10 protein-coding genes are annotated in these 12,063 nt (G+C 63.0%); 3 read left to right on the top strand and 7 right to left on the bottom strand.

Going from position 1 to position 12,063, the window contains the following annotated elements; genetic code table 11:
• Nucleotides 1–108: 108 nt before the first annotated feature.
• Entirely contained in the window at nucleotides 109–615 is a 507-nt protein-coding gene (locus HMPREF9696_RS16705) for a GcrA family cell cycle regulator (protein WP_002714218.1), read from the top strand.
• Between the two features lie 119 nt (nucleotides 616–734).
• Here the strand turns inward: HMPREF9696_RS16705 and HMPREF9696_RS16700 are convergent, their stop codons facing one another.
• The 4 genes from HMPREF9696_RS16700 to HMPREF9696_RS16685 all read right to left on the bottom strand — a co-directional run bounded on the left by HMPREF9696_RS16700 (nucleotide 735) and on the right by HMPREF9696_RS16685 (nucleotide 5,102).
• Nucleotides 735–2,051, bottom strand: coding sequence for an ATP-binding protein (locus tag HMPREF9696_RS16700; protein ID WP_002714217.1), 1,317 nt, complete (start codon nucleotides 2,049–2,051; stop codon nucleotides 735–737).
• A 55-nt stretch (nucleotides 2,052–2,106) separates the two neighbouring features.
• Nucleotides 2,107–3,162 carry a lysylphosphatidylglycerol synthase domain-containing protein gene (locus HMPREF9696_RS16695; protein ID WP_002714216.1) on the bottom strand — a complete coding sequence of 352 codons (1,056 nt, stop codon included), beginning with the start codon at nucleotides 3,160–3,162 and terminating at the stop codon, nucleotides 2,107–2,109.
• A gap of 240 nt (nucleotides 3,163–3,402) precedes the next feature.
• Nucleotides 3,403–3,705, bottom strand: coding sequence for a hypothetical protein (locus tag HMPREF9696_RS16690; protein WP_002714215.1), 303 nt, complete (start codon nucleotides 3,703–3,705; stop codon nucleotides 3,403–3,405).
• 2 nt (nucleotides 3,706–3,707) lie between these two features.
• The gene (locus tag HMPREF9696_RS16685) at nucleotides 3,708–5,102 is read right to left on the bottom strand and encodes an OmpA family protein (protein ID WP_002714214.1); all 1,395 of its coding nucleotides are present in this window, start codon (nucleotides 5,100–5,102) and stop codon (nucleotides 3,708–3,710) included.
• Between the two features lie 230 nt (nucleotides 5,103–5,332).
• On the opposite strand from HMPREF9696_RS16685, the gene HMPREF9696_RS16680 reads away from it, so the two are divergent.
• Nucleotides 5,333–6,391, top strand: a complete 1,059-nt coding sequence (locus tag HMPREF9696_RS16680) for a polysaccharide deacetylase family protein (protein ID WP_040302125.1) — start codon at nucleotides 5,333–5,335, stop codon at nucleotides 6,389–6,391.
• A 91-nt stretch (nucleotides 6,392–6,482) separates the two neighbouring features.
• Nucleotides 6,483–7,286 (top strand): SDR family NAD(P)-dependent oxidoreductase, encoded by an 804-nt coding sequence (locus HMPREF9696_RS16675; RefSeq protein WP_002714212.1) that lies wholly within the window; start codon nucleotides 6,483–6,485, stop codon nucleotides 7,284–7,286.
• A gap of 157 nt (nucleotides 7,287–7,443) precedes the next feature.
• Here the strand turns inward: HMPREF9696_RS16675 and boxA are convergent, their stop codons facing one another.
• The 3 genes from boxA to boxC all read right to left on the bottom strand — a co-directional run bounded on the left by boxA (nucleotide 7,444) and on the right by boxC (nucleotide 11,989).
• Entirely contained in the window at nucleotides 7,444–8,649 is a 1,206-nt protein-coding gene (gene boxA / locus HMPREF9696_RS16670; RefSeq protein WP_002714211.1) for a benzoyl-CoA 2,3-epoxidase subunit BoxA, read from the bottom strand.
• 144 nt (nucleotides 8,650–8,793) lie between these two features.
• Nucleotides 8,794–10,239: a benzoyl-CoA 2,3-epoxidase subunit BoxB gene (gene boxB, locus HMPREF9696_RS16665; RefSeq protein ID WP_002714210.1), complete on the bottom strand. Its 1,446-nt coding sequence runs from the start codon at nucleotides 10,237–10,239 to the stop codon at nucleotides 8,794–8,796.
• A gap of 61 nt (nucleotides 10,240–10,300) precedes the next feature.
• Entirely contained in the window at nucleotides 10,301–11,989 is a 1,689-nt protein-coding gene (gene boxC / locus HMPREF9696_RS16660) for a 2,3-epoxybenzoyl-CoA dihydrolase (protein ID WP_002714209.1), read from the bottom strand.
• Between the last annotated feature and the right edge of the window lie 74 nt (nucleotides 11,990–12,063).

Here is a 12,063-nt window from a genome sequence, read left to right as displayed (position 1 = left end):
CATGCAACCGGCGGGGGCTAAGGGATTCTGCCGACAGGGATTTTGGACGATCTGCAATCGCGGCGCCGGGTCCGGATTGGCCGGCGCGAGACCAAAAGGAAAAGTGCGATGACGGTAATTAGCTGGACCGACGATCGCGTAGAACAGTTGAAGAAGCTCTGGGAAGCCGGGTTGTCGGCAAGCCAGATCGCCGCCGAGCTCGGGAACATCACCCGCAACGCGGTCATCGGCAAGGTCCACCGGCTCGGCCTGTCCGGCCGCGCCAAGAGCCCGTCCTCGGCCGCACCACGGCAGCGCAAGGCGCGGCCCGCACAGCACATGATGCGCATCAGCCGTCCGGTGTCACGCGGCAATACCGCTCTCGCCCATGCCTTCGAGGTCGAAGCAGAGCCCGATCCGGTTGCCTATGACAACGTGGTGCCGATGAGCCAGCGCCTGACCCTGCTGGAGCTTAACGAGAGCACCTGCCACTGGCCGGTCGGCGATCCGGGCAGCGCAGACTTCTTCTTCTGTGGCGGCAAGGCGCTCGGCGGACTCCCATACTGCGCGCATCACTCGCGCGTCGCCTATCAGCCGGCCAGCGACCGGCGCCGGGGATCGCGTCCGGCCAAGTAATTTCGCGATCACATCAGACGCAAAAAGCCTCATCATTCGATGAGGCTTTTTTGTTGCAAACTTCGCCGCAAAAGGCGGCTTTGCGATCCTGCGGCGAAACCGTGGCGTGCCGTTCCGCGCTATTCCTTTGCAGCAACCGCCGTCTCGGCGCTCTCCGTTTTCATCGCAGGGAAGCACGCGGTGAAGGTCGCGCCCTGACCCGGCACGCTCTCGATCTGAAGACGCCCGCGGTGACGGTTGAGGATGTGCTTGACCAGCGACAGGCCAAGGCCGGTGCCGCCCTGCGCGCGGCTGTCGCCGACGTCGACGCGGTAAAACCGCTCGGTGAGGCGCGGCAGATGCTCGGGCGGGATGCCCGGACCGAAGTCGCGCACAGCGACACGCATTTCGCCGGATGCATCGTCCGCGTCCGGCTCGGTCAGCGACACCACGACACGACCGCCGGACGCACCGTATTTGAGTCCGTTCTCGATCAGGTTTTCAAACAGGCGCAGCAATTCCTCGGTATCGCCTGCGATGATCACCGGCGATGACGGGAGCTGAAGTTCGATCGCCACCTGGCGCTCGCTCGCCAGCGGCTCGAGTCCATCGACCACCTGACGGATCAGCGGCACCACATCGACCAGTTTCTCCGGCCGGACATGCGCGCTCAGTTCGACCCGCGACAGCGACAGCAGATCGTCGATCAGCCGCGCCATGCGCGTCGCCTGCGCATGCATGATGCCGAGGAAGCGTTCGCGCGCTTTCGGATCGTCGCGCGCCGGCCCCTGCAGCGTGTCGATGAAGCCGGACAGCGCCGCCAGCGGCGTGCGCAATTCGTGGCTTGCATTGGCGACGAAGTCGGCGCGCATTTCCTCGACACGGCGCAGTGCGGTCTGGTCGTGGAATGTCATCAGAATGCAGTACTCGCTGCCCCCGAAGGCCGTCGGCAACGACACCGGCGTGACGATCAACTCCATCCAGCGGTCGATCGGGACATGGTCGACATAACTGGCGCGCTGCGGCTGGCGCGAGGCGATGGCCTCGCGCAGAGCCGCGATGATTTCAGGCGAGCGAAGCGCGAACAGCGCCAGTTCATTCTTGCGCAGGGCTGGCGCGAGCTGGGATGCCGCAGTGTTGAAATGCAGGACACGCCCGGCGCGGTCGAGCAGCACCGCGGCGTCCGGCATGCCGCCGACCAGCGCCTGCACCACCGGCGTTTCCGCAGGCCGCGCGCCAATCATGTCTTCGCTGGCGGGAACGGACTGGTGCAGATGCCAGGGCACCAGCGCAGCGCCACCGATCACCACAAAGATCAGCCCGGCCTGTGACAATGTCAGCCCGCCGAACACGACTGAAGCGGTGAGGCCGAGCGCGGTGGCGATCAGAATGATCGCGGACCGCCGCAAGCGATCCGTCCATGGCGCGAAGCCCGAATTCGATGATGTCATCGCCATGCGTCACACCTGTTTCGCGCGCCGTTGTTCCGGCACAAGAGGACGCCCGTTCCCGTTACGAAACCGGAGATCCCGATCCACGGGGAGATCCCGGACCCGGCTTGGCGGCTTCATCCAGCCGCTTCAGAGCCGCCGATACCCGTTTCGCCCGAAGGCCGACAATAAGCTCCCGAAGCGAGAGCAAGATGACAGAAAGAATAAACGGCACCAGATAGTACAGCACCCGGAACAGCAGCATCCCGGCCAGCAGTTCTTCCCGATCGAACTGAAACAGCCCGACCAGCATGGCGGCGTCGAATACGCCGAGCCCGCCCGGGGAATGACTTGCGAAGCCGAGCAATGTCGCCGACACGAAAATCACCGCGACAACGACAAACCCGACATGGGGTTCATCGGGTACGAGAATGTACATCGCCAGCGCGCAGAAGCCGAGATCGACAATGCCGATCAGTATCTGCAGCAAGGTCAGCGGACCGCCGGGCAGGAAAACCGACCAGCTCCCGCGGCCGACCTCGCGCGGCTTCATCCAGACCCACGCCACATAGGCGCAGAGGCAGACCAGGATGCAGATCGCCACGAGGCGGTTGAGCCACACCGGCAGCTTGTCGATGGAGGCGGCGGCTTCCGGATGGTAGGCGACGCCGAGACCGAGCACTGCCGCATTGCCGAGCCAGAATGTCAGGCCGGCAAGGAAGCAGACCTTTGCGACATCCACCGCCGACAGATTCCAGGCGGAATAGATGCGATAGCGCACCACGCCGCCGGTGAAGACGCTGGCGCCGACATTATGGCCGATCGAGTAGCTGGTGAACCCGGCGAAGGCCGCCACCCGGTAAGGCACATTGGTGCGGCCGATCGCGCGCAGTGCGAACAGGTCATAGAATGTCAGGGTGAAGTAGCCCGCCGCGACGCACAGCCCGGCGAGGACGACGGTCCGGACTTCGGTCTCGCGCAGGGCCGAATAGAGGTCGTCGATATCGAGCCCCTGCAGCATGTGATAGAGGATGTAGCAGGCTGTCGCGATGATCGCGATGCTGATCGCGACACCAAGTTTGTGCAGGATTTGCTTCTCGCGCATATACGCGATGGCCCCGCGCAGTGTCTCCAGCATCCAGACCTCAAAATTCAGCAAGCACTGTTCCCGACCATCTGTCCTAGCAGACCGGCCAAGCAATCGCGAGGCCGGCAACGCCGAATTGAACGCATTCACGGGCGGGAAGTCACATTAAGAATACTGTTTCGTTCCGCGCCGCAATGCGTCACGAAGGCGTCATGCCGGGGCTGATGGCGATCTGGCCTGCGCGGCCCCGCGCCGATAGGAAATCGTTCCGGTAACGCGCGTCACGTCCGCTCATCTATCTGCGGCCGGTGCAGGCCGCGACACCACGAGGTTGCGCAGCCATGAGCCGACGGCACAGCCCGCGACATAGGCCGCCAGCATGGCGAGACCGAGATCCAGCCAGTACCCGAAGCGGCCCGGCAGGAGGTGAAACACCGAGGCGAGAACCAGACCCGCGATCAGCACGATGAATTTGCGCAGCGTGACGACCGGCCAGCCATCGCCGTGCTGCACGACGGCGATCCAGCCCATGGCCAGCCCGAGCACGCCCGATGCCAGCATCCAGCCCCAGTTGAATGTCGCAAGATAGATCATGCTCACTTCACCACAAAGTCGATGCGCCGGTTCTTCGCCTTGCCCTCATCCGTATCGTTGGCTGCAACAGGCTGCGAACTGCCATAGCCGACCGCTCTCAGACGATCTGTCGGCAGGCCGGCCTTGACCAGATAGTCGGCGACCGCCTGCGCGCGCTTCTCGGACAGCGCCATGTTGGCCGTGTTGTCGCCATCACTGTCAGTGTGGCCGGCGACTTCGATGTTGGCCGTGGGACAACGCAGCGCCGTCTCGATCAGCCGGTCGAGAAGACCCATGGAGTCCTTGTCGATGGTGGCCTTCCCGGAGTCGAACCTGATCTTGGCCTTGCCCAGAAGCTCGAAGAACAATTGCTGGCAGACCGTGGGATCGACCGCGCTGGCCACCGGCTTGACCGAAACCTCGGCCTTGGCCGTCCAGCCCTGCGGCAATTCCCCGCCGATCGAACCCTTGATCTGGTCGGCCGCCACCGCATACAGCGCATCGCCCGACAGCTTGACCTCGCGATCCGACATCACCAGCGAGCCGGTGGAGACCCGCGACAGCGCCCCGAGCGCGGCAATGGCCGCGTTCTGGAATCCCGGCGGGGCGCCGATGCTGGCCTTGAGATTGTCCACCAGCTTCTCGGAGAAGAACTTGCGCCCGACGGCCGCGACGATCGCAGCGTGCACATTGTTGTCCGGCACATACCCGGCGAGAGTCACCGTGTTCGCGACCGGGTCCTTGTTCGCCTGGAAAACATAAGGCGGCGCCTTGATGGCATTCTCCGCGACGGAAAATCCTTCGGGCAGGTTCTTCAGCGCGGCCTGTATCGCCTCGCGGTTGCCAAGCTCCCGCGCCATGCCGGTGAGACTGACGCTGCTATCGCTGAGGGTGATCTTCCCGTCCTTGAGCCTGCCAACCTGCTCGATCAGCAGCAGCGCCGCATTGTCGAATTTCGACGAAGCACCCCGGGCCAATGTCATCTGATCCGAGATTTCCGTCCCCTTGAGCGACGCGCGGGCGGCATCCATCAGCTTGGACTTGATCGCCGGCAAAGGCGCATTACCACTGAGGGTTACCCGCACCACGTCGCGCTCGATCGACCACACGAAGGGTCTGGCTTCCGGGACCAGGCGCGTGTTGTCGTTCACCAGCCGAACGCCACTGACCGTTTCGACCAGCGATGTCGCACTGCGGCGGCCTTCTTCGGAAAATGCTTCGGCGGACAATTGGATGTCCCGCCCAGAGGCCGAAATACTGGTCTTGTCCAGCACCGTGTCCTTCAGCGCGGCGGTGGCGCGGGCGGCCAGGTCCGCCTCGAGGGGCGCGGTGCCGTTCCACATCGCGGCGAACCACAGCAGCACAAGGGGAATCAACCCCGGCCACCACTTCCGTGCCCAACTCGCTAAACGGCTCATCCCGGACCTTTGCCTGACGGAATGCAGACAAAACAAACCCTTGCCAAGGTGTCAAACTGGAAATGAACAAACCGGCCGTGCCGCAGGGCGGCATCGGGCCTCCGGTCCGCTGCGCCCCATGGCGGCTGTTTCACCCATCCGGATAACCGTTTCTTCAGCCGTTTCTGCCACATCTTCAAGCCGGACCCTGAATGACCGGCCCGGGCCATCGACCGGTAAACGCCATCGCCATGAAGCAGCTTCGCAACAACGTCATCCGCGCCGGCCTCGATGCGCTGTACTACACCGGCGCGCATCATGTGCTGCGGCCGCTGCTGGCAGGCGTCGGCACCATCTTCATGCTGCACCACGTCCGCCCCGCCCGCGACGATATGTTTCAGCCCAACCGGCATCTGGAAATCACGCCAGGTTTCCTGCGCGAGGTGCTGACGCATGTGCGCTCGCTCGGCGTCGATATCGTGTCGATGGACGAAGCCCATCGCCGGATGAGCGAACGCGACTTCGCCCGGCGCTTCGCCTGCTTCACCTTCGATGATGGATATCGCGACAATCGCGATTATGCCCTGCCGGTGATGCGCGAATTCAGGGCGCCGCTCACGGTCTATGTCGCCAGCGATTTCGCCGAAGGCACCGGACGGTTGTGGTGGGTGGCGCTGGAGCGCGTCATCGCCCGGACAAACGCAATCGAGATCACGCGCGACGGCGCGGTTCAAACGATTGATGCCGCAGACGCAGCCGCCAAACAACGGGCCTTTGCCCAGATCCACGACTGGCTGCGCACCCTGCCCAATGATGGCGAGGTTCAGCGCGCGGTGAGCGATCTGTGCGTGCGCCATGGCGTCGACGACGCGGCGATTGCGCGAGAGCTTTGCATGTCCTGGGGAGAACTCCGGTCATTCGCCGGCGATCCGCTGGTCACCATCGGCGCGCACACCATCAGCCATTGCAACCTTTCGCGGGAAAGCGACATCAATGCCGCCTGCGAAATGCGCATCAGCCGCGAGCGGATCGAAAGCCACCTGCAGAAAAGCGCGCGCCATTTCGCATACCCTTACGGCGACAGGACCGCCGCCGCGGCGCGCGAATTCGCGATGGCGCGCGAACTCGGATTCTCAACAGCAGTGACCACGCGCCCGGGGATGGTCTTCACCGAGAACGCCGAACATCTCACAGCGCTGCCGCGCATCTCGCTGAACGGCAACTATCAGAACGCGCGGTTCCTGTCGGTGCTGACTTCCGGGGCCGCGACCGCAATGTGGAACGGTTTCCGCCGGGTCGACGCGGCGTAAGCACGTTTCAAACACGTTCTGCAATCCCGCCATTCCTTGACTCGCCGCGTGTTGCTGGCGCTATATCGCCGCCAACACAACGGGAGGCACCATGTTCAAGGATATGTTTTCACTCAAGGGCCGCGTCGCCCTCGTCACCGGCGGTTCGCGCGGCATCGGCAAGATGATCGCCGGCGGCTTTCTCGCTTACGGCGCATCGAAGGTCTACATTACCGCGCGCAAGGCCGGACCGTGCGAGGAAACCGCCAAGGAATTGACTGCGGCGTATGACGGCGAGTGCATCGCACTGCCCATCGACATGTCCACCGTCGAGGGCTGCAACAAGCTCGCCGAGGAAATCATCAAGCGCGAGCCGAAGCTCGACATCCTTGTCAACAACGCGGGCGCGGCGTGGGGCGCAAACTTCGACGAATTCCCGGAAGCCGGCTGGGACAAGGTGATGAACCTCAACGTCAAGTCGCTGTTCTTCCTGACCAAGGCGCTGGCCAAGCCGCTGCGCGCCGCAGCCACCAAGGACAAGCCCGGCAAGGTAATCAACATCGCCTCCATCGACGGCCTCTCGGTCAATCCGCTCGAGACCTACTCCTATCAGGCCAGCAAGGCGGCGGTGATCCACCTCACCCGCCGCATGGCCGCGAAGCTGATCCACGACAACATCAATGTCACCGCGATCTGCCCCGGCGCGTTCGAGTCCGACATGAACACCGCGGCGCGCGACCATGGCGACAGCGTCGCCAAGCGCATTCCGTCGAAGCGGATCGGCCGGCCGGAAGACATGGCAGGCATCGCGATCTATCTCGCCTCCCGCGCGGGCGACTATGTGGTCGGCAATTCGATCGCGGTGGACGGCGGCATCGTCTACGCCAATCTCAGCCTGCCGGTGGCGGGGGAGTGATTATTTCCCCTCTCCCCTTGTGGGAGAGGGTGCCCGAGTGAAACGAGGGCGGGTGAGGGGTTGAACGCTACGTGAGATAAGGGCCCCTCACCCGGCTCAGTTTCGCTTCGCTCAACTTCACCACCCTCTCCCACAAGGGGAGAGGGTTAAAGCAAATTCAATACGTCTCGACGTGATAACGCCCGCTCTCGCGCATTCGCGGCTTGAGTGACGACCAGTCGATCGAGGCCGCGCGGCAGGCGTCCGCGAAGGCTTCATCGACGCCGGTCTCCATGCCCTTCAGGCCGCAGATATAGACATGGGTCTTGTCGTCGCGCAGCAAGGCGGCGATCTGCGCCATCTCGCCGCGAATCCGATCCTGCACATAGACGCGCGGCTGATCCGGCACGCGTGAATAGCAGAAATACTTGCCCAGCAATTTTTCCGGCACCTTCTGCAGCGGACCGAAGTACGGCAGTTCTTCAGGTCGCCGCGCGCCGAAGAACAGCAGCAAACGTCCCGGTGCGTCGGGCATCGCGCGGCGGCGGCGTTCGGTGAAGCCGCGGAACGGCGCAGAACCCGTGCCGGTGCAGATCATGATGATGTTCGCAGCGGGATCATCCGGCATCAGGAAGGTCGCGCCGAAAGGACCCGTCACTTCGACCTTCGCGCCGCGCGGAAGATCGCAGAGGTAATTCGAGCAGACGCCTTTATCTTCGCGCTTCACCGTCAGCGCGAGATTGTTGGTGTTCGGCTTCTCGCCGCCGCGCGGGCTTGCGACGGAATAGAGCCTTGCCACATGGGGCGTGCCGTTCTCATCGGTTCCCGGCGCGACAATGCCGATGCTCTGGCCTTCCAGCACGGGAAACGGTTGATCGCCGAAATCCAGAATGATGTGCCGCACGTCGGAATCCGCATTGGCATCGGTGAGCCGGAAATTTCCGGTGACGGTGGCGACGGCCAGCTTGCCGCGATTGTAGAGATTGACCGTCGGCTTGCTGGCGGAATGCGGCGCGACCGGCTTACCGCCAAGACCCTTGCGGGCTTCTTCCAGCAGTCTCAAAACCTCATCTTCGAGCGCCTCGACAGCGCCGCCCTCGCCTGAGCTTGCGGCAACTTCTTCCTGCTTCGGCAACTCTTCCCAAGAGTACTGCTCTTCCAGCGAATAGGCTTTCGACACCACGCGCCAGTTGTCGATCGAACCCGTGGGACAGGGCGAAATGCAATCCATGCAGTGATTGCAGATGCTGGCGTCGACGACATAGTTGTTGCCGTCATGCGTCACCGCATCGACCGGACATGTCTCTTCGCAGGTGTTGCAGCGAATGCAGATTTCCGGGTCGATCAGATGCTGTTTGATGAGGTCGGTGACGGGAGCGTTCATGGCATCCACCTAAGCCTCATGGTGAGGAGCCGCACTCGCGGCGTCTCGAACCATGAGATGTCCTGCGCGGTCATCGAACCTCGCCCTTCGAGACGGCCTGCTGCGCAGGCCTCCTCAGGATGAGGCTCGATGGCTGCGGCGTCATCACGCCGCGATCTTCACATATTCAAAATCGCCGGGCTTGTTGTCGATGCCGACCTTCGGCGCCGCGATCCAGTTGGCGAACTTGCCCGGCTCGGACACCGGCACCATCAGCGACGAGATGAAATCGCCGTCCGCTGTTGACGGCAGATAATCGTCACGCACCTTCGCCCATTCGGCGTCGGACACGATGATGCCCTTCGGCGTCGCCTGCACATTGGCGAATTCACCGATCTGGCGATGGAACGCGGTATGAGGCAATTCGAGGCGGAAGTTCACGCCCGCCTTTTCGATCACCTTGTTCCAGCGCTCGACGCCCTTGGCGCAATCCTCGGTATAATCGTCGCGCAGACGCATGTTGAGCGCGGTCAGCGCCGGCTCATCCACCAGCGTGATCTTGCCGTCGACCATCTTGAGCACCTTGTAGATGTCATTGGTCAGGCGATGATCGTCGTCGATCTTGGTTTCCTGGAAGCGGCCCTTGAGGCCCGCATTGTAGAAGTTCGCTGCGTTGGTCGAAACTTCCGAACCGAACAGGTCGAGCGACAGCGAATAGTGCAGGTTCATCTTCTTTTGCATTGTCGGCAGGTCGATGACGCCAAGCGCACGGACCCGCTCGATCTCGTTCGGATCTTCGATGCCCGCTGCCTTCATCGCCTCGCAGGTGCGCTGAAGAACTCGACTCACTCCGGTCTCGCCGACGAACATGTGATGCGCTTCTTCGGTCAGCATGAAGCGGCAGGTGCGCGACAGCGGATCGAAGCCCGACTGCGCCAGCGACTCGAGCTGCATCTTGCCGTCGCGGTCGGTGAAGAAGGTGAACATGAAGAACGACAGCCAGTCCGGCGTCGCTTCATTGAACGCGCCGAGCATGCGCGGCGCATCCTCGTCGCCGGAGCGGCGGCGCAGCAGATCGTCTGCTTCCTCGCGGCCGTCACGGCCGAAATACTTCTGCAGCAGATAGACCATCGCCCATAGATGGCGGCCTTCTTCAACGTTGACCTGAAACAGGTTGCGCATGTCGTAAAGCGATGGCGCGGTCTTCCCGAGATGCCGCTGCTGTTCGACCGAGGCCGGCTCGGTGTCGCCTTGGATCACGACAAGACGGCGCAGCATCGCGCGATACTCTCCGGGCACTTCCTGCCACGCCTTCTCGCCCTTGTGCTGGCCGAAATTGACAAGGCGCTGCTCATCCTGCGGCGCGAGCAGCACGCCCCAGCGATATTCCGGCATGCGGACATAATCGAACTTGGCCCAGCCCTTCGGATCGACACTGATCGCGGTGCGCAAGTACACCAGCGATTCCTGGAAGCCGTCCGGGCCCATGTCGTTCCACCAGTCGAGATAGCCCGGATGCCAGCCCTCCAGCGCTTTCAGCACCTGACGGTCTTCGGCGAGGTTGACGTTGTTCGGTATCTTGGTGGTGTAGTCGACATTCATGATGTTCATGGTGTGCTCCTGTTGCGCACTTATGTCTCGATGGCTGGCCGCTGGTGCGGCTGGCTAAACTTCAAACCCGTGTCATGTCGTATTGCGCACGCTCGCCGGTGCCATAGCGCTGCAGCGCGCCGTTCTCGCCGACCGCATTCGGCCGCTGGAAAATCCAGTTCTGCCACGCCGTGAGCCGCGCAAAGATTTTCGATTCCATCGTTTCCGGCCCGACAAAGCGCAGATTCGCTTCCATGCCGGTGAGGCTGTCCGGCGAGAAACTGCCGCGCTCCTCGAAGAACACCCGCACTTCATCATCCCAGTCGATGTCGTCGAGCGCGAAGGTGACAAGGCCAAGTTCTTCCGCCGTCTCGGCATCGAGCGCTTCGCCGATCCGGGCCTTCGCGGTTTCAACGTCGGACGGATCGGCCTGGAAGCGCGATTCCAGCCGCGTCAGCCCGTGGCTCATGGGATAGGGACCGAAGTTCGCGGAACTGAGGACGATCTCCGCCGGCGCGCGGTTGTCGCCCTGCTTTTCGCCGATCAGCATGTAGGAGCGGTCCGCCGCGAACACGAGTTCGGCCAGCGTGCCGGCAAAGCATGAGCCGGGCTCGACCAGCGTCACCAGTGTGCGCGAGGTGACGTCGATGCGCTTGAGCACGCGCTTCCAGTAGTGGCGGATCTCGTTGACCAGCCAGTTCGCCTTGTTGGCTTCGAGAAATTCGTCGTAGGCCAGCACGCGGGAGCGCTCGCCCACCGACTTGAACACCAGCATCGCGATTTCGAGTTCGTTGATGCGCAGATGCAGGATCGCGTCGTCGAGTTCGCGCGCCACCTGCAGGGGCCAGAACGCCGCGCCCTGCGCGGTCATGGCCGCGACATCGGCGGGCGGAGCGCTTTCCGGCGCCTTGATGGTGAGGGTGGCGATGCGCCCCGCGCGATTGAGATCGACGCTGACAAATTCGTAGCGAATGCCATCCTCGGTGAAACTGCGCTTGAGCGGCATCAGGGCGATGCCCGGCCCTTCGCCGCTGCGCCCGGATTTGCTGGCGAATTCCCTGGCACGATCCGCGACTTTCGCTTCAAGTTTCGAGTTGGACACGATTTCATCCACCAGCCGCCACTGCACGGCGCGCTTGCCCTTGATGCCTTCCTCGATGGTGCAGAAGAAATCCGCATGGTCGCGGCGGACCTTGCGCTTGTCGACCACCCGCGTCAGCCCGCCGGTGCCCGGCAACACCGCCAGCAGCGGCACTTCGGGCAACGCAACCGCTGCGGACCCGTCGTCCGCCATGATGATGTGATCGGCGGCGAGCGCGAGTTCATAGCCGCCGCCCGCCGCGGTGCCGTTCACCACGCAGATGAACCGCTGGCCGGAATTCTCGCTGGAATCTTCCAGCCCGTTGCGGGTCTCGTTGGTGAACTTGCAGAAGTTGACCTTGTGCGCGTGGGTCGATCCCGCGAGCATGCGGATGTTGGCGCCGGCGCAGAACACGCGGTTCTTGCCCGAGCGCAGCAGCACCACCTTCACCTGCGGATGCTCGAAGCGCAGCCGCTGCACGGCATCCGCCAGTTCGATATCAACGCCGAGATCGTAGGAATTCAGCTTGAGCAGGTAGCCCTCGAACAGGCCGCCGTTCTCATCGACATCCATGGTCAGCGTGGCGACATCGCCCGCCACATCGATCTTCCAGTGCCGGTATTTTGCGGGCTCGGTCTGGAAGTCGATGAAGGTCGCGTTGTTGGCGAGTTTTCTGTCCGCCTGGGCCATTGGCTGCTCTCGATCCGGCTGAAATCTGAATTATAATGCATAATAATGCGGAGCGTCAGGCATGTCTAGCGCCA

It is taken from the genome of Afipia clevelandensis ATCC 49720 (assembly GCF_000336555.1).
In the GTDB taxonomy this organism is placed as follows: Bacteria; Pseudomonadota; Alphaproteobacteria; order Rhizobiales; family Xanthobacteraceae; genus Afipia; species Afipia clevelandensis.
The sequence above is the reverse complement of the archived record's forward strand: the minus strand, read 5'-3'. Positions and strand labels throughout refer to the sequence as shown.

Excerpts from the sequence above, each read along its gene's own strand:
- HMPREF9696_RS16695 (WP_002714216.1), bottom strand. The coding sequence starts at position 3,162 with ATGCTGGAGACACTGCGCGGGGCCATCGCGTATATGCGCGAGAAGCAA.
- boxA (WP_002714211.1), bottom strand. The coding sequence starts at position 8,649 with ATGAACGCTCCCGTCACCGACCTCATCAAACAGCATCTGATCGACCCG.
- HMPREF9696_RS16680 (WP_040302125.1), top strand. The coding sequence starts at position 5,333 with ATGAAGCAGCTTCGCAACAACGTCATCCGCGCCGGCCTCGATGCGCTG.
- boxB (WP_002714210.1), bottom strand. The coding sequence starts at position 10,239 with ATGAACATCATGAATGTCGACTACACCACCAAGATACCGAACAACGTC.
- HMPREF9696_RS16700 (WP_002714217.1), bottom strand. The coding sequence starts at position 2,051 with ATGGCGATGACATCATCGAATTCGGGCTTCGCGCCATGGACGGATCGC.
- boxC (WP_002714209.1), bottom strand. The coding sequence starts at position 11,989 with ATGGCCCAGGCGGACAGAAAACTCGCCAACAACGCGACCTTCATCGAC.
- HMPREF9696_RS16675 (WP_002714212.1), top strand. The coding sequence starts at position 6,483 with ATGTTCAAGGATATGTTTTCACTCAAGGGCCGCGTCGCCCTCGTCACC.
- HMPREF9696_RS16685 (WP_002714214.1), bottom strand. The coding sequence starts at position 5,102 with ATGAGCCGTTTAGCGAGTTGGGCACGGAAGTGGTGGCCGGGGTTGATT.
- HMPREF9696_RS16690 (WP_002714215.1), bottom strand. The coding sequence starts at position 3,705 with ATGATCTATCTTGCGACATTCAACTGGGGCTGGATGCTGGCATCGGGC.
- HMPREF9696_RS16705 (WP_002714218.1), top strand. The coding sequence starts at position 109 with ATGACGGTAATTAGCTGGACCGACGATCGCGTAGAACAGTTGAAGAAG.